Origin of the sequence: Vibrio sp. 2092 (genome assembly GCF_033339635.1) — a bacterium.
GTDB lineage: Bacteria > Pseudomonadota > Gammaproteobacteria > Enterobacterales > Vibrionaceae > Vibrio > Vibrio alginolyticus.
On record NZ_JAWOUY010000013.1, the window covers coordinates 40,095 to 60,147 of the forward strand.

At 45.8% G+C, this 20,053-nt stretch carries 17 protein-coding genes; 7 read left to right on the top strand and 10 right to left on the bottom strand.

Annotated features, from left to right (window positions below; genetic code table 11):
- Positions 1-153: 153 nt before the first annotated feature.
- From R7P80_RS19820 to R7P80_RS19835, 4 genes are all read left to right on the top strand, one after another.
- The gene (locus tag R7P80_RS19820) at positions 154-450 is read left to right on the top strand and encodes a LapA family protein (protein ID WP_053304243.1); all 297 of its coding nucleotides are present in this window, start codon (positions 154-156) and stop codon (positions 448-450) included.
- Between the two features lie 18 nt (positions 451-468).
- Positions 469-1,644, top strand: a complete 1,176-nt coding sequence (gene lapB, locus R7P80_RS19825; protein WP_005376665.1) for a lipopolysaccharide assembly protein LapB — start codon at positions 469-471, stop codon at positions 1,642-1,644.
- A gap of 84 nt (positions 1,645-1,728) precedes the next feature.
- On the top strand, positions 1,729-2,430 hold the full coding sequence (pyrF, locus tag R7P80_RS19830) for an orotidine-5'-phosphate decarboxylase (RefSeq protein ID WP_017821659.1): 702 nt from the start codon (positions 1,729-1,731) through the stop codon (positions 2,428-2,430).
- Between the two features lie 499 nt (positions 2,431-2,929).
- Entirely contained in the window at positions 2,930-4,768 is a 1,839-nt protein-coding gene (locus tag R7P80_RS19835) for an extracellular solute-binding protein (RefSeq protein ID WP_005376669.1), read from the top strand.
- A 60-nt stretch (positions 4,769-4,828) separates the two neighbouring features.
- Here the strand turns inward: R7P80_RS19835 and R7P80_RS19840 are convergent, their stop codons facing one another.
- The 10 genes from R7P80_RS19840 to dsrO all read right to left on the bottom strand — a co-directional run bounded on the left by R7P80_RS19840 (position 4,829) and on the right by dsrO (position 16,907).
- Positions 4,829-5,068: a hypothetical protein gene (locus R7P80_RS19840; protein WP_005376679.1), complete on the bottom strand. Its 240-nt coding sequence runs from the start codon at positions 5,066-5,068 to the stop codon at positions 4,829-4,831.
- Between the two features lie 206 nt (positions 5,069-5,274).
- The gene (locus R7P80_RS19845) at positions 5,275-6,048 is read right to left on the bottom strand and encodes a hypothetical protein (protein ID WP_031778929.1); all 774 of its coding nucleotides are present in this window, start codon (positions 6,046-6,048) and stop codon (positions 5,275-5,277) included.
- 102 nt (positions 6,049-6,150) lie between these two features.
- Complete coding sequence (locus R7P80_RS19850; RefSeq protein ID WP_017821657.1) at positions 6,151-6,729, bottom strand: membrane integrity-associated transporter subunit PqiC; 579 nt, start codon at positions 6,727-6,729, stop codon at positions 6,151-6,153.
- Positions 6,729-8,375 (bottom strand): intermembrane transport protein PqiB, encoded by a 1,647-nt coding sequence (pqiB, locus tag R7P80_RS19855; RefSeq protein WP_017821656.1) that lies wholly within the window; start codon positions 8,373-8,375, stop codon positions 6,729-6,731. The genes R7P80_RS19850 and pqiB overlap by 1 nt, the downstream gene beginning before the upstream one ends.
- Positions 8,368-9,699, bottom strand: coding sequence for a paraquat-inducible protein A (locus tag R7P80_RS19860; RefSeq protein ID WP_005385807.1), 1,332 nt, complete (start codon positions 9,697-9,699; stop codon positions 8,368-8,370). The genes pqiB and R7P80_RS19860 overlap by 8 nt, the downstream gene beginning before the upstream one ends.
- Before the next feature lie 301 nt (positions 9,700-10,000).
- Positions 10,001-11,053, bottom strand: a complete 1,053-nt coding sequence (locus tag R7P80_RS19865) for a c-type cytochrome (RefSeq protein WP_115386187.1) — start codon at positions 11,051-11,053, stop codon at positions 10,001-10,003.
- An 8-nt stretch (positions 11,054-11,061) separates the two neighbouring features.
- Entirely contained in the window at positions 11,062-11,625 is a 564-nt protein-coding gene (locus R7P80_RS19870) for a c-type cytochrome (RefSeq protein WP_372059261.1), read from the bottom strand.
- Positions 11,626-11,902: 277 nt separating this feature from the next.
- Positions 11,903-14,995 carry a tetrathionate reductase subunit A gene (locus R7P80_RS19875; RefSeq protein ID WP_225491863.1) on the bottom strand — a complete coding sequence of 1,031 codons (3,093 nt, stop codon included), beginning with the start codon at positions 14,993-14,995 and terminating at the stop codon, positions 11,903-11,905.
- Between the two features lie 17 nt (positions 14,996-15,012).
- Positions 15,013-16,143: an NrfD/PsrC family molybdoenzyme membrane anchor subunit gene (nrfD, locus tag R7P80_RS19880; protein WP_225491864.1), complete on the bottom strand. Its 1,131-nt coding sequence runs from the start codon at positions 16,141-16,143 to the stop codon at positions 15,013-15,015.
- The gene (gene dsrO / locus R7P80_RS19885; protein ID WP_017821650.1) at positions 16,140-16,907 is read right to left on the bottom strand and encodes a sulfate reduction electron transfer complex DsrMKJOP subunit DsrO; all 768 of its coding nucleotides are present in this window, start codon (positions 16,905-16,907) and stop codon (positions 16,140-16,142) included. The genes nrfD and dsrO overlap by 4 nt, the downstream gene beginning before the upstream one ends.
- Positions 16,908-17,087: 180 nt before the next feature.
- Between dsrO and R7P80_RS19890 the strand changes: the two genes are divergently transcribed.
- The 3 genes from R7P80_RS19890 to R7P80_RS19900 all read left to right on the top strand — a co-directional run bounded on the left by R7P80_RS19890 (position 17,088) and on the right by R7P80_RS19900 (position 20,043).
- Positions 17,088-18,914 (top strand): sensor histidine kinase, encoded by a 1,827-nt coding sequence (locus R7P80_RS19890; protein WP_225491865.1) that lies wholly within the window; start codon positions 17,088-17,090, stop codon positions 18,912-18,914.
- Positions 18,915-18,939: 25 nt separating this feature from the next.
- Positions 18,940-19,542: a response regulator transcription factor gene (locus tag R7P80_RS19895; protein ID WP_047103388.1), complete on the top strand. Its 603-nt coding sequence runs from the start codon at positions 18,940-18,942 to the stop codon at positions 19,540-19,542.
- 102 nt (positions 19,543-19,644) lie between these two features.
- A complete protein-coding gene (locus R7P80_RS19900; protein ID WP_005376702.1) occupies positions 19,645-20,043 on the top strand; it encodes a hypothetical protein in 399 nt (132 codons plus the stop codon).
- Positions 20,044-20,053 lie beyond the last annotated feature (10 nt).

Below are 20,053 nucleotides of genomic sequence, written 5' to 3' on the forward strand. Positions count from 1 at the left end.
GTTTTCTATACCCAAATAACTTTAACTTCTAAGCATGTCTACAAACTAAGCATCTTGAGGTTACTTGGGTATAGATTATTGCTAATATACGTAGTCTGAAGAAGCATTTTCCTGCATAATCTTACCGACTTACTCCTAGAAGGGTGATGTAACATGAAAATTATAAAAATCGTTGCTGTTTTAGCTCTCTTTTTAATTGCATTGGCGTTAGGTTCCCAAAACCAAGAGCTCGTGACTTTTAACTATCTTCTAGCAAAAGGAGAGTTCCACTTATCTACGCTATTAGGTGTAGTATTTGTGGTTGGCTTTGCTTTAGCGTGGGTTACCTTTGGTAGCATCCAACTGAAAACTCAGCTACAGGTCCGTCGTTTAAAGAAAAAACTGAAAAAGTACGAACCAACTGAATCAAACAACGCTGCTGATAAGCCAGCCATTGAAAAACAGGCATAAGGATAAGGCTTAACTTTAATGCTTGAACTACTCTTCTTGTTGTTGCCTATAGCTGCTGCGTATGGCTGGTATATGGGGCATCGCAGCGCTCAGCAAGACAAGCAGAAGCAATCTCATCAAATCTCTCGTCAGTATATGACGGGTCTTAATCTGTTGCTCTCTGACCAATCAGATAAGGCTGTCGATCACTTTATTGAATTGCTCCAAGTTGATAACGAGACCATCGATACTCACCTTGCGTTGGGTAACCTGTTCCGGTCTCGTGGTGAAGTCGACCGCGCAATCAGAATTCACCAAAATCTTATTTCTCGTTCAGGCTTAACACTGGACCAAAAGAACCTCGCCCTTCAACAGTTAGCGAAAGACTACATGGTCTCAGGTTTTCTTGATCGTGCAGAGAAAATCTTCGAACAGTTAGTCGAAGAGCCAGATTACAAAGAGGCGGCTCTTCAACAATTAGTGACCATTTATCAGCAAACACGAGAATGGGAAAAGGCGATTTATTACGCGAACCAATTGGCTAAGTTAGGTAATAAACGCTCAAGGATGCGTGCAAATATTGCCCATTTTTGGTGTGAAATAGCCATGCTCGACCAAGCTGATGGGAATACTAATAAGGCAATACAGCATTTTAAAAAAGCGTTAGCGGAAGACCCGAAGTGTGTTCGAGCAAGTATTGCTTTGGGACGAATTTATCTAGAGTCTGAAGACTATAAGCACACCATCAAATATCTGACAGGGGTACTTGAGCAAGATAAAGACTTTATCAGTGATGTCTTGCCAACTATTGCAGAATGCTATCATCATCTGGGTCAGGAAGATGAACTTGTCGAGTTTCTGCGAGCTTGTATTGATAAGAAAGCTGGCGTATCAGCCGAGTTGATGTTGGCTCAATTAGTTGCTCATCACGAGAACGTTGGGGCTGCTCAAGAGTTACTGACGAAACAATTGCTGAAAAACCCAACCATGAAGGGCTTCTACCGTTTAATTGACTACCACATTGCAGAAGCAGAAGATGGTCGAGCGAAAGACAGCCTATCAACACTACAAGCGATGGTGGGTGAACAGTTAAAAGTGAAACCACATTACCGATGCCGGAAGTGTGGATTTTCTACCCATTCCCTTTATTGGCATTGTCCGTCCTGTAAAGGATGGGGGACGATCAAGCCAATCCGCGGATTGGATGGTGAATAATTCTTAATGCAGCTGGCAGAGTTTCTGTCCGCTGCATTTTTTTAACTTTTTATTTAATAAGAACCAAAACAGTTAGGAGATGAAATGATCGACCAAAAAGTTATTGTCGCACTGGATTATGATAACCAAGCAGATGCACTTGCGTTTGTAGATAGAATTGATCCTGCGTCATGCCGACTAAAAGTTGGCAAGGAGATGTTTACGCTATTTGGTCCTGATTTTGTACGTGAACTCCATAAACGTGGTTTCTCGGTATTCCTAGATTTAAAATTTCACGATATTCCAAACACCTGTTCGAAAGCAGTTCGCGCTGCGGCTGAAATGGGTGTATGGATGGTGAACGTACACGCGAGCGGTGGTGAGCGTATGATGACGGCATCACGTGAAATTCTTGAGCCATATGGTAAAGATCGTCCACTTCTTATCGGTGTAACGGTACTAACCAGTATGGAACAAAGTGATTTAGCTGGTATTGGTTTGAATGTTGCGCCTCAGGAGCAAGTGATTCGTCTAGCAACCTTGACCAAAAACGCGGGCTTAGATGGTGTCGTATGTTCAGCGCAAGAGTCCTCACTACTGAAGAGCGAACTAGGCCAAGAATTTAAATTAGTGACCCCTGGTATTCGACCTGCTGGTTCAGAACAAGGTGACCAACGCCGTATCATGACGCCAGTAGACGCTATCCAATCAGGTTCAGATTATCTTGTGATTGGTCGCCCTATCACTCAAGCGTCAAATCCTGCAGAAGTGCTGAAGTCGATCAATGAGAGCTTATCTAAAATGTAAGCACTGTCTCGATTGTATGGAGAAAAGTGAGGCTAAGATGCCTCACTTTTTATATCGAATGAAAATACTGATCGCGGTAAACAACCATTCCTTTTAACCAGCTATGTCTGATCATTTACTCGCTGTAACTGGTATATCGGGGCCAATTGAGATAAAGGTTCTGCGGTTTATTCTGAGTAAAGTAGGGCTTGGTACTATGCTGATCACACTTTTGTAACATAACTCACTGTGATGCCTCGAAAATGCAATCATGTGTTATTGATGGCTTGCGTTACAAATATCTAAAGAATACTATGGCGAAGATGCATTCACTGCGTTGTAAGGTCTAGGATGACCTAGTGAAACTCTTTGAAATTAATATAGAAGCTGGCAGGACGTCACTTCATATTACGTTCCTATTATTTCCTATCTGCGTATTTTAAATCGCAGCTTTCTGTGAGCTTTCACACGCTGTCTTCCTTGTTACGACCTTAGTGCGCAAACACAACAAGGAAGAAACATGACTAAAAAACTGCCATTTTCAGTACTAGCAACACTGACCGCTGCCAGTTTTCAACTGAGTGCGGCAGAATTGCCAGCTGATATCGAATGGATTTCAAACAACAACGAACCTCTATTTGCCTCTGAAGAAGCGGTACGAGGTGGCACCTATCGCACTTACATTCAGAGCTTTCCGCAAACATTACGAAGTGTTGGTCCAGATGCGAACTCAGGTTTGCGCCAATACTTAATGGATGGTTCACCAAAACTGGCTCAGCGTCATCCAAATACTGGCAAATGGATCCCTCAACTTGCTAAGTCATGGGCATTTGGAGAGGACAACAAAACCGTATTCTTTAAACTCGACGAAACGGCCGAGTGGTCAGATGGTGAAAAAATTACAGCAGATGATTACGTCTTTATGATGAAGTACTACACGTCAAAAGACATTATCGACCCGTGGTATAACGACTTCTTCACAAACAGTATTGTGAGTGTTGAAAAAATTGATGACTACACGATCAAAGTCAATCTTGCTGTAGCTCAAAGTCATGACTCACTTATGGTTATGATTAACATGCCAAGTAATGGTTTTCAGCCTCGTCCTGAACACTTCTTTGAAGGAGAAAAGGACGCAAATAACGATGGCATGCCTGATAACTTCGTCAGAAAGTTTAACTTTAAATCTGAGCCAACCGCAGCGCCTTACTACATTGATCAAGTGAAGAAAGGTAAGAGCGTGACATTCAAACATGTCGGTGAAGATTGGTGGGGATACAACAACCGCTACTATAAAAACCGTTATAACGTTGAAAAGGTTCGCATTAAGGTGATTCGCGATCCTGATATTGCCATGAAGCACTTTGAGAAAGGCAACTTAGACTACTTTGAGATGGTGCTACCAAGCTTTTGGCATGACAAAACCAATAGTGATGTGTACAAAAAAGGCTATATCCAAAAGTACTGGGGCTTTAACGAAGCACCGCAAGGAGCAGGTGGTCTTTGGATGAACACAGCGATGCCGATGTTGGATAACCTAGAAGTGCGTAAAGGTGTTATGGCAGCCACTGACTATGACGGCATGATTGAAAACATCATGCGTGGAGATTATTCACGTAAACCGCATGGACTCGGCTTTGGTCATGGCGAATACGATGATCCTAACAATACACCGCCAAAGTTTGATGCTGATGCGGCGGTTAAACACTTCGAAAAAGCGGGCTTTGACAAAGTGGGCGCAGATGGTATTCGTATTAACGACAAGGGCCAACGCTTGAGCTTTGCTATCACCTATGGATACAACTCTTGGACACCGCGTATTGCATACCTGAAAGAGCAAGCGAAACTTGCTGGTCTTGAGTTCACGTTAAATTTGGTGGATGGCTCATCTGCGTTTAAATACATTCTTGAGAAAAAGCATCAGCTAGCGTTTTTGAATATGGGCTCTGGTGAGATCCCTGCGTATTGGGAATACCTACACTCGGATAATGCAAATCGACCACAAACGAATGCTCACACCAACTACAGCAGCCCTGAGCTAGACAAGTTAATTGAAGCGTATGATTCTGAGTTTGATCAGGAGAAGCGTTACGACTTGTCGCATCAAATCCAAAACTATGTCAGCAAAGCGAACATCATCGTTCCTGGCTACATGGTGCCTTATTCTCGAGTTGCTCATTGGCGCTGGGTTAAAATTCCTAAAAACGGCATGACAAAAGCGACAGAATGGGTGCTTCATCCAATGGATATCGGTAATTTCTGGATTGATAACCAAGTAAAAGAAGAGACAGAAGAAGCGATGGACGAGGGTAAAACCTTCCCAGAATTAACGGTAATTGATGATCGTTACAAATTGTAAATCAGTAGTTTAGATAGAAAATGATAGCCCCGGTAATGAATTTTATCGGGGCTTTCTTTTTTACTTAATAAGGTAAGACGCTTCTAAAAGGTAGGTTTTTGCATCACCAAGCAAAGAGAACGCTTTATCGATGGTTTTAAATCGATCATCAAGCGAGTCGCTTGATATCAGCTGGCTGAATGTTTGCAACGAGAAAGCTTCGTTTGCTTTGAAGAACTGATGTACGTTTTCAAGCTGCACTTTATGAATATGCTCCACCTTATTTAGGGCGGTGGTTAAATCGGAAATGTTAATCGACATTGCTATTCGGGAACCTTATCAACAAGACCTATATGAGGTCATAGAGTGGGGTTTTATATTTTGTGACAGAGAGTAGCACCGAAGAGCAATTTATAGTCTGATGAAGATCAATTTGCCTTATTTAAGCATCTGTAACGTGGCACTAGACGTGTACCTAGAGTTGGTACAAGTTACAACGCTTGAATATAGGCTAGGGTTCAACCTAATCAAAAGTAAAAGCCAAGTCCGACTAAAAGCCCTTGAGAAGCCGTATCATATTCAAATACCTCTTCATTTTTGTAATCGACCCAGGTCGACTTGTAAGCTAAGTTGAGATCAGACCATTCGTTAAAGCTATAACGAACACCAGTTTGAATGGCATAAGTGAAGTGAGTATCGTTGCCAAGTCCGGCGTCGATGCTGGCATGAAATCGCCAGTTTTCGCTCAATTCATCAATGAGTCGCAAGCCAACTAAAAAATCGACCCAATCTTCTTGTAATGACAGTCTATCTTCTAGTACCCGGTTGTCATTACGATACAGCTTGCCGGTGATGTCATTGTCCCACCAACGTAATCCAAACATATAATCCAGTTTACCAAATGAATATTGTTCGCGTTGGAATGCCTTTGCTTCTAGAACACCTTGCCGTATTTCGATGTCCGCACGATAACGAGCGTTAGGCAGAGCGCCCTTGATATTATTAACATCACCACTTAAGTTCATGAAACTATAATCTATGTAGTAGCCCCACTTACTTTGGTAAATACTCTCGAATCGCAACATCGCCCCAATATCGAGGTGGTCTACGATGAACTTAGGATCGACATCCACCTCTGATGAAAAGCGACCAATACTGGTATCCCCGTGGATATTCAGTCCTAGCATGTACACTTCTATGCTATTTCGCCAACGAGATTCTTGTGTCTCGGCTGAGAGCGCTACTGATGTAGGTAATACAAGAATGAGTGAGGAGAGTGATAGCAGGTTACATGGTTTCATCCAATTTCCTTTTCGGCTTTTCGTCAGCTTTCAGCTTAGTAGAAGTCGCTACACTCTGCATAAAAAAGGGAAGCAACTTGCTTCCCTGTAATTAACATTGACTTAGAGTTGTTTGGCAATGTCTGAGGTTAGGCTTTCTAAGCCTATGGATAAAGCGTTGACGAGCGCTTCATAGCCCTCATCTTGAAGCGGCTGTGAGATTTGTATTGGCGCGCTGTTTTCTACCTTACCTTCGGCATTAATGAGTAACCATTCCCCCTCAATTTCGATATTACCTTTGTAGCTGCCATTAAATTTATTTAACGTAAGCTGGAGTTTGGCTTCACCGCTTTGATCCAACAGATTATTCATTTCAGTCGGCCAGTAATGACTTTGCTTGTGACGTAGTTCCGCGACGACTCTCTGAGTGATTTGCTCAGAAATACTGTGCGCCCATTGATTGTGCTTCGCCTGAATAACTTGGGTCTCAGAGGTTCGATAAACAATGCCATTATCATTCAAATAACTCGCCAATGTCACTGGACGAACAACTAAAGTTGGGCGCTGAGCGATATCAGAAGAGCTCAGCGTCACTGGTTCCGCCTTAGGTAGAAGGTACATAGCTCCTTTAGTTTGCGGAGCGCTACTGCAACCCGTTAGACCGACAAATAGCGCGATAGACAGAAAGAATACTCGTTTCATTAGTTTTTGCCTTTAACTGGTATTGGGTCACTGATTTCATCTTCTCCAAACACGAGAGAGTTTGGCTTTTCGTTTAGCTGTTTAAGTACGGGTTTAAACTCTGTCATCACGCTTTCTAATTCTTTTAGCGTGGCTTCCATTTCGCTGTACATGGTTGAGTTGGGCCCATAACCATCGAGTGTTTTTTGTAATTGCTGTAAGCTTTGGCGAATATCTGTTGGGATCTCTTGCGTCTCTTTTTGATTCAAAAGTTTATCAATACTGTCCGCCACGCGTTCTGCTGAAGCTAACGTTTTTTCAGACGTTTTTAACGTTGAATTGAGAGAGTCTAGTGTTTCTTCCATTGGTAAGTTATTAATCTTATTTAGGAAGTCGTTCACTTGGCGCTGAACCTGCGCAAAACCACCACGCATGGTTGGGAAAACATCTAAATCAGCAAACTTACTCGGTACGTAAGGCTCGTCGTTTGGATAGAAGTCGGCGTCAACATACAGTGCGCCTGTTAATAAGTTACCTGTTTTTAAAGTACCACGTAGGCCTTTAGCAAACTCACTCTTCAATTTATCTTTTAACATTGGTAAAGATTGGGATTGGAAATCGCCATAAACACGGCCGAGCTCGATACGTACCAATACAGGGATTTTTTTCGCAGAAAAGTTCTCTTCTGGGGTTGGAAGTCGCATTGGTACACGCATCACAGTACCAATTCTCAAGCCTCGATATTCGACAGGTGCCTTACGTTTAAGTCCTCGTACCGATTCATCAAAAAGCATAACGAATTCAATATAATCATCGTACATGCCTTCTCGAAGTTGTTTAATATCATCGTACAAGCGGAAGTTGACCATATTTTCAGTGAGCTGTTCACCGGATTCAAGACCTGGAACGGTATCGAAGGTAACACCACCCGTTAGCATGCTCTCTAATGAGCCAAACTTGACTTCGAACCCTTCAGCATTGAGCTGTAAATCTACGCCAGAATTCAGCCAGAACTTGGTACGAGTGCGCACTAAGCTGTCATAAGGCTTGAAAATAAAGAGTTGGTATAACGCTTTGCGAGTGTCAACATCAAAGCTAGTTTTCTCTACACGACCAACCGTAAAGCCTTTATAAATGACGGGGTCACCAACGCCTAGCTTACCAGCCTCGCGGTGTGTTAACACAAGGCGTAACCCCTCTGCATCAGGAGAGGCCACTGGGGGAACATCTAAGACCGTAAAGCGCTCTTTCTCTATTTTAGATTTACCCGGCTGAAGTTGGATATAAGCGCCAGAGAGCAAGGTCTCTAAACCTGAAACGCCATCACGGCCAATACGAGGCTTCACCACCCAAAACATGGTGTCATCTCGCAGCATGCGTTCTGCATCCTTGTTCATTTGTGCCTTAGCGATGATGTGATCGTAATTTTCACTGAGAGTGACTTCAGTAATCAGTCCGACTTTTACATTCAATGCTCGGATTTCGGTTTTGCCAACCTCAATCCCATCTGCGGTTGGCAGTTGGAGAGTAATTTGTGGGCCTGTACTGTTGATATATTGGAACAGCATCCACGCTCCCATGGCTAGCGCAAGGATCGGGACAATCCATATCGCAGAAATCTGCTTTTGCGGTTTTATTTGAGCGGTTACGTTGTTCTCATCACTCATATTTGGCTTTCTCGTTTAAGTTGTCAGAAATCGGCTCCTGCACTTCGTTTTGTGGCAATTGCCACAACAAACGTGAGTCAAATATCATTGCAGAAAGCATAGTAAAAATGACCACTGCCGCGAAAGAGAGCGCAGCAGGACCTGGATAAATCGCCATTAAGTTTTGCAGCTGAACCAGTGCAACTAAGATCGCGACGACGAAGATATCGATCATGGACCAACGACCAATAAACTCAGTTATGCGGTAGATCTTTAAGCGTGAAATACTCTCTTCGTGCGGAAGATATCGCGCTTTTTGCGCATTGTAATACAGCCACGCGAGTGCCAGCATTTTCGCCATTGGAATAAATACGCTAGCAAAGAAAATTACCATCGCAATAGGGTAAGAACCTAAATGCCAAAGCAATATTACCCCCTCCATGATAGTTGAACCTTCTGCATGTCCAAGGCTTACGGTGTACATCATAGGGTAGAGGTTCGCAGGGATATAGAAAATGACTGAAGCAAACAAAAGCGCCCAAGCTTTTTGTAAATTGTCTGCGGGGTTGTATTTGTGAATAGGGCTTTTACAACGAATGCAGTGTTGGTGTTTTTTAGCTTCAATAGGGTTGAGCTGGTGACACGTATGACAACCAATATGGTTGTGGTTATGGTGCGTATCACCCTCTTTTACATCAGATAGCTCGATAGCTGGAATAAAGTGCCCCCAGAGCCAGCTTTTGTCGACCATTGATATGCATTTGACTACCAGAACGGTATATACACAAAACGCCCAGAATGAAGTGCCCATTCCTATGTCTGCGAGGGAAGCGATTTTAATTAAGCTGACCAACACGCCAATCAAAAAGACATCCACCATTAACCAGGGTTCGACTCGAAACAGAAGACGGCATAAAACTTTTGCCATTCGTTGCTGCTTTCTAGAGGGGGTATGTTTACGTGCTTTTAATGCTTCAAGGTGAAGAAAGAGAATGAGACCAACATAGATTGCAGGCAAAACGATAACTGTTGCGAGTAGCAGCACACCCAAAAGCACATTTTGAAACTCAGCCAGCATTTTGGCAGCGTGCAACAAGGTGATTTCTTGCGACAACCCTTGCACGCTGAACGACATAAAAGGGAAAGAAATGCTTAGCACTAACATGATCAAACATGCCGATGATATGGCGATCACGCTTTGGTAAGGCTTGGCATTCACTTTAGTCAGCGAATGCGAACATCGAGGACATTGTGCTTTTTGCCCCTGTTCGATATCGGGAATGCGAACAACAAGGCCGCACTCTTCGCATGAAATTAACTGACGGGAATTAGGTTGAATACTCATCGGGTAGGTTTTAGATTCATTTGCTTTAAGAATACTCTTTTTTCACTAGGCACGCTTGTTTTGATTCAGGAGTTTACGAGTTTCTTACTTTTGGCATTAGAGGATATGGGAGATCTAAGACATAAACGAAGTCGCGTTTGGTACAAGATTTTACGGCGAAGATGAGTATGTTGGAAGCCGAAAATAATGTGATATTGCTTGTCTGTGGAGGGGTAATTACTTGTTTTTAAGGGTAAGTAACCCTGCCCAGATAATCTGAGCAGGGAAAAAGAGCATTTTATTTAAGGTGCTTAGTTGTACTTTACTTGACCGTTCCGCTCTTAAAGGCATTGGAGCCGACTTGCGTACCGTTGAGCGTTTTGCCGTAATAGCCTTGGTGCTGGTGATATTTCTCCGCGTTTGCGGTGACATTGCCTTTGAATCGAGGATCTTGTGGACGCTCATGGCTGTTGACGTATGCTGCGACATCCCATGCTTCTTGCTCTGTCAGCTGCACACTTTTCCCAAGCGGCATGTTTTCGTAAATAAAATAGGCTGCAGTGTTAATCCGGTGCATACCTGCGCCCCAGTTATACGCATATTCGCCCCAAAGTGGTGGAATGTATGAATGGTCGTTGGTGTCTTTGATGCCTGAACCGTCGGCGCGATGGCAAGTTTCACAGTTCTTTTCGTAGACCAATGCGCCTCGCTCTATTGATGGTTCTTGCTCAGGGGCGGCGATTTTTGGGTAGCCACGCCCAGAGAGATTACCTCGCTTTTCAACTGGTAATGCTTGTGCGATGGCTTCGGGCAACGGAAAGTCTTTTGCTTTTCCACCAATTTGCAACGCTTTTGCGTCTAGCTCTGGAATGGGTTCATCCGCCATACCATGTTTGTCAAGCAAACCGCCCATCGCTAACCAGTAGGCGTAAGCACTAAGGGCAACAATTTCTGGCGAATCGTAAGCGGGCGCTTTACCGTTCATGGAATACTCGAAACAACCCTGGATACGGTCAGCATAGCTGTTTACGCGATCGTTTTTCTTACGATATGCCGGGTATGCCATGTAAGCTGCCCACAGTGGCGCAGCGTTTGCTTTTCGTCCTGCCTCCATATGGCAGTTCACACAGTTTTGTTCGTTGCCAACGTATTTTCCGCGCATTTGTTGTGAGTTAACAAAGAGCGAGTAACCGCGTTTTACTTGCTCACCAAATGCGGTGTTTGGGATTGTGCTGAGATCACGCGGTTTTAAGTATTCACCGTGCTTTTCTTTTTCTATCGCAGGTAGCTCTTTCTGGCGGTCCGGTAATGGAGCGTTAGCTAGTACGAGCGTAGAAATGAAAGGCAGTGCGAACAAAGAATAGAAACGTTTCATGACTGCTCCTAGTAACGTAATGAGGCAAAGTAGTAAGCAAGATTTTCGATCTCTTTGTCAGTGAGATTTTTTGCGATGGTCCCCATCATATTGAGCGGGTCGCCACTGCGAGTGCCGTTTTTCCATGCCATCAATTGCGTTTTTAAGTAATCAGCATGTTGGCTTGCGAGGCGAGGGAACTTGTCGACGCCCATACCGCTGGCTCCATGACAAGTTGCGCAAGCTGGAATATTTCTATCCCAATCGCCTTGGAAAATTAACTTACGATACGGGTTACGAATATCAGCTTGGTCGCCGCGTTGTTCTGGATTCGTGAACTCATAGCTCGGGAGGTTAGCAAAGTACTCCATAACTTCCTTACGGCCTGCGGGATCGCTGAGTTCCTTCGCCATGCCTTGCATGACCACATTTTGGCGTTCGCCACTAAGGAATAGTTCGATTTGAGTGTTGAGATAATTCGCGTTTAAACCAGCGATCATCGGCGCGATATTTGGCTGTCCCATGCCATCTTGGCCGTGACAACCGCTACATACGCTGGCTTTTTCCGGAATAGACGAGGCGCTTGCGCCCATAGTGGTTGCTAACAAACAGGCCACCACCACTGGAAGAATTTTTGACATGCTGACTCACTTTAATTTTTATTAATATGTCTAAGTGCTACTTGGTAGTCACTCGGACGATATTGTCGGCCTTGTCAATAATGAAAGGTATTGTGGATTTCCACATATTTAATAAGTGTAAATGGCCGTATTTGTTTTTATTGGTTGTTCTATAAGCGATAAAAACAAAGTGGTGAAGAGCTGCACAAATCGGCAGCTCTAAGTGGTAGAGACGTCTTAACGTGCGGCGTTACGCTTTGCGGATTTTGGCCGGCAAGGACTGACGTGCCGCCGCGCCCACTACCCAATCCAACAATACACCTTTACCTTCTCGGGTAGGATCAATTAAGCCAATGTCGTTAATGTTGACGCCATCTTGGCTGCGCGTTTTTACGGGTTGTTGTTTATCGCCGATCCAGTGCGAGCGTTGTCCTAGCTCGGTATGACCAAACCCATGTTCAAATCCGAGTGTGCCAGGGCGAATCCCGTTGACTATCATCGCAAGTGCTTTGGTGCTTGCAGATGGTGTCTCGATAACAAACTCATCACCCGTTTTAATGCCTGCGCGCTCGGCATCGATTGGATGGATGTACACTGGGTTTACGCCTTTAATCGAGTTCAACCTTGGCGATAGATTGGATACCGCACTGTGAATGTTGGATTTAAAGTTCGTCAGGCTGAAAGGCCATTCTGAGCTTGGGAACTGGTCTTCCATTGATGTGCCATCGGCCAGTTTTTGTGGATGCCATGTTGGGCAACCCGTGTAGAAATCACCGGTCATGGTGTTTCTTGCGCTGCCGACACGTTCATTCCATATCGCGACAGGTCGTGTCCATTTGTGCTTCATTTGCTCACCTTGATACGCTTCGGTTGCATTTTCAAAACGTCCACCGCGAGCAAAAATAAACGCCACACGTTTCATCTCATCCGCTGTCAGCGTCTTCTGCATGGCTGGCATTAAACGCTCTAGGCCGGACCACGCAATGTCTTCTGCCGAAACTTCAGGCACCCCGCCTTTCACATAAGCCAAGTTTGCCGCGGAACGTAAGTAGAAATCTTCAGCGCTGTGGAGAGCGTGCCAATTCCCTTGCGCATCTTGAATCGCGTTGTCACCAAAGCCGCCCAGTTGCATTTTCTTGGCGACATCAATCAAAAAGTTTTCTAAGCAAATTGAACGACCATCGGCGGTTTTCTCTGTTCGCGCTCCCACAATCGGCCAACGAGCGGTGACGGTTTTCACCGGAACGTCGTGCCAAGGCGTTGCCATACCCCAGCTTTCGTAGGTGACCGTGTCCGGCACAATATAGTCCGACAATGCGGTGGTTTCGTTAATGAACGCATCAACAGACACAATCAAACCGAGTTTTTTTGGATCTTTAAGCTTGTCTTCCAGCAGCGCTTTCAAACCGGGTACACCATACATTGGGTTCGCCATGTGATTGATCCACGCTTTAACGCGGTATGGATAACCATCAATAGCCGCAGATAGGTGCTCTGTCAGCAGTGGCGCGGCAAACGGATACCAAGGCGCGCGAGTTGGATAAGGGGATTCACCAGCTTCAACGCGACGTTTGTATTCGCTTGTTTTGTGGTAGGGGAATTTACTGCGCGACAAAAAGACGCCTTTCGGGCCGACTTTGCCAGCAAATTTGGTGAAGTCGTAACGAGGACCCGCAGCGGAAGTTGGGTAGCCACCCGCTTTGGCCATCGCGCCGCCTTTCATATTTATGTTACCAATCAACGCATTGAGCATCATGATGGTAAACGAGTTATAGAACCCATTGGTGTGCATGTTGCCACCGTGGGTATCGACCACCGCTTTTGTTCCGTGACTGGTGAAGCGCTTTGCTAGTTCAACAATTTGTTCGACAGGGATTTCACATTGTTGGCTGTAGAACGCAAGGCTGTATTTGAACGCCTCTTCTTTGAGTCTTTGTAGAGACGATTTTACGCGCACTTCGCCCGATGCAAGCGAAACCGTTTTATCGACAAACAGTGCCGCTTCCTCTTCTTGGGTATGAACACCAAATTCGCCGCTTTGCTCATCCACGATGACGTATGGGTCGGAGTCAGACAACGCTTCGCCCTCGAATGGCAGATTCAAGTCCGACGCGCGTAAAAACGTGCCGTTTCTCGGGTGCTGATTATCGCTTATCACGAGATGCGTAGCATTACACCAGTGCGCGGTGCCGGCTCGCTTCATCGCGTTTGCCCCCGGCTGCGCCAAGAAGGTTTTGTTGTAGCGTTGGTTTTCGATGATCCACTGGATCATGCCAAGCACGAGGGCAGAGTCGGTGCCTGGTTTGATTGGTACCCAGCGGTTGTTGTCACCGGCAGCCAAGCTCGATGAACCAGCAGGCAAACTTGGTGTGATGATGGTGTATTCCAAGCTACCTTCTGTTCGCGCATTGGCGAGTTGGCGCGCCTGACGCTTAAAAGGGTTACCCGCTTGAGCTGGTGACATACCGATGAAGATGATGTATTCCGCGTTATCAAAGTCTGGCTTCAAGTGCGCGTTCTTATCTAAATCGTTCATGAATGCGCCGCTGCCAGCACGAAATGCGTAGCCGCAGTAAGAGCCATGATGCCCAAAGTTACGCGTACCATAGCTGTTGAACGCGAAGCGTTTGAATATGTCGTCTCGGCCTTCGTTACCGGCGTTGGTCATTAACAGTTGGTTGGCTTTCGGTCCATATTCTGGGTTTTCAGGATCAACGGGCGTTGCTAAATCGCGAATGTCGCGTAAGCCATCCACATGACCTTCACCAAATAAATCACCGCCCTCGACGACTTCTTCTATCAGTTGTTCGTAACTGATCGGAATCCATTTTCCTTCGCCGCGTTTTCCAACTCGTTTCAGTGGCTGAGTAATGCGGTACGGGCTGTTGCGAATTTCTAGCATCCCATTGCCACGTGCGCATGCTGTTGAACGACCGTCAAGGCCCGCTTCTCCTGCCAAACTTAAATAAGCACCTTTGACTGGCGTTTCGAACGGAATGTGTTGCTGATGAGAGAGTGGGTGATATGGGTTGCCAGTAATACGCAAAATCTCGTCGTTGCGGTTATCAATGCGTACACGCAATCCGCACAGTGACCAACAACCAAAGCACATCGATGGTGCAACGCGCTGATTTGGATTAGGGATTAGGTTGCCTTTGCTGTTGACCGTGTACTCTGGTTCAAGCGAGTTACCGTGGTGAATATCACGCGTTTTTTCTCCCGCAGTGCCTTCGAGCGCACCCTCGACCATGTGTTTGGTGGTGGTGGCGTAACCCGCAGCGAATGCGCCAAGCCCACCCACTGCAATGCCTGATTTCAAAAACTGACGGCGTTTGTTATCCATGATGAAATCCCCTTTGATTAGCGTTCAGTTAAGGTGGGTGATGAGGCTTTTACTTCGATCTTTTGTTTTGGCTGAACCAGCTCCGAACCGAGCAGTGCCAGTGCAAGCCATAATCCGAGCATGCCGATAATGCCTATCCAGCCATTTCCATCCATAGTGAGTTGGTATGGATACAGCCCTGCATCGAACTTGGCGATGGTTTGCACTTCCATGATGGTAAACCAGCGAATCAGCCATGCACTTTCCAGTGCGGCAGCAGACACAAAACTGAGCCCTATGACGTGACGAAATCTGGCTGATGCGGACTTTTTGGTATCGCGCAAGAAGATGAAAGCGAGCAAAACACAACCTAAAACGACAAAAGTGAGCAGGGCAATGTTGTGTATCCATTGTTCGCTAGAATAGAGCGAAAATGCGGAATTGTTGGATGCCCAAATCGGTAGCAGTATCAGCGTTAATACACCGCTGGTAACCACTGATTTTTTCAGTAAATTAGTATCGCCAGATGTCAGCGTCTTTGACTGACTAGGCAGCAGTAACCAAATCAGCAGAGAAAATCCGACAGCGCCCATAAATGCAGTGACAAACCAAAGAATTGGTGACGCGGGTTGGTGCCATAAAGAGCGCGATTTAACGACCGCAATTTCAGCGCCTGTGTAGACTGCAATGGTGATGCCTGATAGCACCGTGATGGCAGACACCATAAGCATGACTCTACGAGAGAGCGCCCAGTCACCCAGTGACAGCTTTGAAATTAGAGGCAGTACTTTCCCTGGCTGATTACGTAAGTTGATCAGATCCTCGCGGAGATACAGCCATGCAGTCACTACCGCTAAACCTGAGAAAACAGGCAAGAAAAGCGACCCTAAAGACATCCATGACCACGGAGTGATGTGTGCGTAGAAATGCCATGCGCGTCCCGGTTGGTGAAGGTCGCCAGTTAACGCTAATGGCCCCACGATGGCGCCGATGGCCAGCGTCAGAACAAGCGCAGCGCGCAGTCTGTGACTGGTGTGTTTTTCAAATAATAGGGCGATTAGGAATAAAACAGCAGCCGCATAAGCTGAGCCGATGTAGAAGAAATACTGCACTGCCCACGGGAGCCAAGCCATTGCTTGAGGTTGGACTAACACTTCGGTGATGTTCATGCGCGCTCTCCCTGTGGGTCGTAAATAGCAGGTTGTCCGTCGATGTGGCTGGTGAAGCGTTCATCCATGCCGATGTAAAACACGTGTGGCTTGGTGCCTTCATTGGGTTTTAGCACTTTGATATCGTCTTGGTGCTTCGCAATTAAGCGGCGGACTTCGCTTGATGGATCATTCAAATCACCAATTACACGTGCACCGCCAACACAGGTTTCCACGCAGGCAGGCAATAGACCTTGTTCTAGACGGTGAGCACAGAAGGTACATTTATCTGCGGTGAGGGTGTCTTCATTGATAAAGCGAGCATCGTAAGGGCAAGCTTGTACGCAGTACGCGCAGGCGACGCAGCGGCTGTTATCCACCATGACAATGCCATCTTTGCGCTGAAAGGTTGCTTGAACCGGACACACTGCCACGCAAGGTGGGTTGTCGCAGTGGTTACACAGGCGCGGTAGCATAAAGGCTTTTGCTTCTCGCGTGGCTGTAGAGCCATCATCTAACGTAACTTCGTATTGCTTTACGGTGGTTCGGAATTGACCGATAGGCGCTTGGTTCTCGATGCTGCAACCCACAGTGCAAGCCTGGCATCCGACACATTTACGCAAATCTATCACCATGGCATAACGCTTCCCGACTTGTCCTTTTCGGTCAGCGGACTGGTTATTTCGAATAATGTTTCCCGCAGTTGCCGTGCCAATGCCAGCGACTGGAATTAACGCGGCTCCGGCTGTGACCGCGCTGAGAAAGCGACGTTTGGTGGAATCCATAACTCACCTGCTTTTTTTGTTGTATTTGAATTGACTGATTCCATTGTGAGAAATGCACTGCGAGGCTTATATTGTGGATTTCCACATACCCAGATCAAACTTGATCTAAAACAAATGTGGTTTACCAAGGGTAGCTGTTATTCTTGCTCCATTACTTTCGAAGGAACGATTCTACTCATCATGAACAAAACGCCACGGTTGCTTCAGTTTTGGGTTCTTTGCTTAGTTGCCTTTGCATCTTTGGCTCACGGCGCAGTTTCTGAACAAGCAGATCTGCAAGAGCAAAAAGCAGAGCAGCCACAGGCCAAGCAAAAAGTCGAAGTGGGCGTGTTAGCGATACGCGGCCATCTTTATGCTGAGCAGAGATGGCAACCGACCATTGATTGGCTCAATCAGCAAATTTCCGATGTGCATTTTGTCCTTCATCCCGTTAACTTGGATGAAATGGGCGAAGCGGTGAAGTTTCAGACCATGGATTTCATCTTAACCAACCCAGGTCAGGCAGTGCGGTTGGGCAGGCAATACGCGCTGTCGTGGATGGCAACGCTAACCAGCAGAGCACCACAAAACTCGAATTACGGCATTGGTTCGGCGCTTGTGGTTCGAGCCAATTCAAGTTATCAAACGGTGCAAGATGTCTCAGGACGTCCTGTTGCGGCGGTATCAGAAAAAGCGTTTGGTGGTTATCTAACGATGCGCTATCAAATAGTCAAAATGGGGCTTAATCCAAACGATTTCTTTTCTGATGTCCGCTATCTTGGTTTTCCTATTGATGCCAACCTGTATCAATTACGTGATGGCAATGTGGAAGCGGCCGTTGTCCCTGCTTGTTTATTGGAACAGATGCTAAGTGAAGGGCTTTTACAACCGAGTAATTATCGAGTTTTAAATCAACAGCCGAACGAGCGCTCGTTATGCGCTGTTTCCACACCGCTTTATCCTAACTGGTCATTTGCCAAAACAGAGCGCGGCTCAGCTCAGATCGCCAAACAGATTGCGCAAGTATTGTTAGCGATGCCACCTGAACACCCTGCGGTTATTGCGGCAGGCGCGTCAGGTTGGACGTCCCCCGTCAGCTTGCTGAGCATCGACAAACTTTATCAGGCGTTGGATCTCCATCCGTTGCAACAACCTTGGTGGAGTGAGGCTCTACGCTGGCTGCGTAGTCATCAAGAATGGGCATGGGCGCTGTTCATGTTTGTGATTGTGTTGAACGCGTACCACTTTTGGCTTGAGTATCGATTTAGCAAGAGTAAGCAAGCGTTGGAGCAGACATCGTTGCGATTAAAAGAGAAAAGTGAACAGTTAGAACATTCACAAAGGGTCGCGATTGTCGGAGAAATCGGCACTAGTCTTGCCCATGAACTCAATCAGCCACTGGCAGCCATTCGCAACTATAGTGAAGGCGGTTTACTTCGCTTGGCCAAAAAGCGCCCTCATGAAGATATTGTCCCAGTGCTTGAGAAAATACAGGGCCAAGTTGAACGAGCCGATGCAATTATTCAGCGCTTAAGAACGTTGATCCGCAAGCGTAGTGTCGACAAAGCGCCGTGCGATCCTCAAGTACTCATTGATGACACGATTGAGTTGCTCCATTTTCGAATGAAGAAGCAAAATATTTCGATTGTGACCAGTATAGAAGGGAACGTCCGTCCGGTACTTGTCGACGCTGTGGGCGTTCAACAGGTTTTAGTTAATGTGATCAGTAACGCGATTGATGCGTGTACTTTGTTCCAAGAGAAATATCACTCGTCAGGTTATCAAGGTAAAATTGCCCTGCATAGTGACTACCAAGTCAATCAACTTTCCATTCGAGTGTTAGACAATGGTACAGGGTTGCAGCAAGAGAATCCGACTCAAGCGTTTGTGAGTAGCAAAGAAGAAGGGCTTGGGCTGGGGTTAGCCATTTGTCGCGATGTGATGGAAATGCATGGTGGCGAGTTTGTCATCAGCTCGACAGCACCACATGGTTGTTTGGTTGAGCTTGTGTTTCCATATCAAAACTAATCTGAACTAGGCATAGGAGCATTCAATGAGCAGCGGTGAAAAGCAGCTACCTGTTTTTGTAGTCGATGATGATGAATCGGTGCGTGACTCGCTCGCTTTTATGCTGGAAGAGCATGACTTCAACGTGACGACTTTTGCTGATGGGCAATCTTTTCTCGATAAAGTGGACATTCATCAGGCCGGATGCGTGATCCTTGATAGCCGAATGCCCAACCTTCGTGGTCAGCAAGTGCACCAAATTTTAAATAAAGCCAACAGCCCGTTAGCCGTTATTTATCTGACAGGGCATGGTGATGTTCCGATGGCGGTCGATGCATTGCAAGCTGGGGCGGTCAATTTCTTCCAAAAACCAGTCAAAGGCGATGAACTGGCACGAGCCATTTTGCAGGGACAGGCGCAGTCTGCCACAAACCTCGATATGGCAGCAGCTAAATCGGCTTATGAATCGCTCACACCTAGAGAAAAAGACATTTTACGTTTGATTATTGAAGGAAAGCGCAACATTCGTATTGCTGACGAACTTTGCATAGCAATGCGAACGGTTGAAGTACACCGAGCTAATCTATTGAAGAAGTTCTCGGCAAAAACCGTCGCAGAGTTGGCATATATTTATGGCAAGCTAGATTAAAGCTTACCGAGTGAAGCCTCTTAAGGTTATTTAGAGGATACAACTTGAGCTTTATGACGACTCGCGTATTATCTTCTTCGTTCTTACTTTATCTGAATTCTTATGAGTTTGTTGACTAAACGACATCACACGCCACATAAGCGGGCAAAATGGCTACTGGCGATTATTGGCTGGGTGGTCGTTGTGTGTCTGATGCAAAATTCAGGCTTTGCATCGTCATGCTCTATGAAATATGAGACGGAATCGCCCGCGGTTTCACTTGCTGATGAGCGTTCGAGCGTCAAGTCGATTGATACTAAAGAAACTAGCAAGTGCGAATTGTCTGAAAAGTTAATTCAGTTTTCTCAACATCAACTCGATGTATTTATTGTTGTTCTGTTTGTCGGTCTTTTTGCTTCGGCAATTTGGTTGTGCAGTGCCTATATTGGTGCGCAACATTGGACGGAACCGATAGGCCGTAAGTATCGAGTCCATCTGACTTTCTGTGTGTTCCGAGAATAAAAGCGTGCTT

Coding starts and splice junctions, on each gene's coding strand:
- R7P80_RS19820 (WP_053304243.1), top strand. CDS start 154: ATGAAAATTATAAAAATCGTTGCTGTTTTAGCTCTCTTTTTAATTGCA.
- lapB (WP_005376665.1), top strand. CDS start 469: ATGCTTGAACTACTCTTCTTGTTGTTGCCTATAGCTGCTGCGTATGGC.
- pyrF (WP_017821659.1), top strand. CDS start 1,729: ATGATCGACCAAAAAGTTATTGTCGCACTGGATTATGATAACCAAGCA.
- R7P80_RS19835 (WP_005376669.1), top strand. CDS start 2,930: ATGACTAAAAAACTGCCATTTTCAGTACTAGCAACACTGACCGCTGCC.
- R7P80_RS19840 (WP_005376679.1), bottom strand. CDS start 5,068: ATGTCGATTAACATTTCCGATTTAACCACCGCCCTAAATAAGGTGGAG.
- R7P80_RS19845 (WP_031778929.1), bottom strand. CDS start 6,048: ATGAAACCATGTAACCTGCTATCACTCTCCTCACTCATTCTTGTATTA.
- R7P80_RS19850 (WP_017821657.1), bottom strand. CDS start 6,729: ATGAAACGAGTATTCTTTCTGTCTATCGCGCTATTTGTCGGTCTAACG.
- pqiB (WP_017821656.1), bottom strand. CDS start 8,375: ATGAGTGATGAGAACAACGTAACCGCTCAAATAAAACCGCAAAAGCAG.
- R7P80_RS19860 (WP_005385807.1), bottom strand. CDS start 9,699: ATGAGTATTCAACCTAATTCCCGTCAGTTAATTTCATGCGAAGAGTGC.
- R7P80_RS19865 (WP_115386187.1), bottom strand. CDS start 11,053: ATGAAACGTTTCTATTCTTTGTTCGCACTGCCTTTCATTTCTACGCTC.
- R7P80_RS19870 (WP_372059261.1), bottom strand. CDS start 11,625: ATGGGCGCAAGCGCCTCGTCTATTCCGGAAAAAGCCAGCGTATGTAGC.
- R7P80_RS19875 (WP_225491863.1), bottom strand. CDS start 14,995: ATGGATAACAAACGCCGTCAGTTTTTGAAATCAGGCATTGCAGTGGGT.
- nrfD (WP_225491864.1), bottom strand. CDS start 16,143: ATGAACATCACCGAAGTGTTAGTCCAACCTCAAGCAATGGCTTGGCTC.
- dsrO (WP_017821650.1), bottom strand. CDS start 16,907: ATGGATTCCACCAAACGTCGCTTTCTCAGCGCGGTCACAGCCGGAGCC.
- R7P80_RS19890 (WP_225491865.1), top strand. CDS start 17,088: ATGAACAAAACGCCACGGTTGCTTCAGTTTTGGGTTCTTTGCTTAGTT.
- R7P80_RS19895 (WP_047103388.1), top strand. CDS start 18,940: ATGAGCAGCGGTGAAAAGCAGCTACCTGTTTTTGTAGTCGATGATGAT.
- R7P80_RS19900 (WP_005376702.1), top strand. CDS start 19,645: ATGAGTTTGTTGACTAAACGACATCACACGCCACATAAGCGGGCAAAA.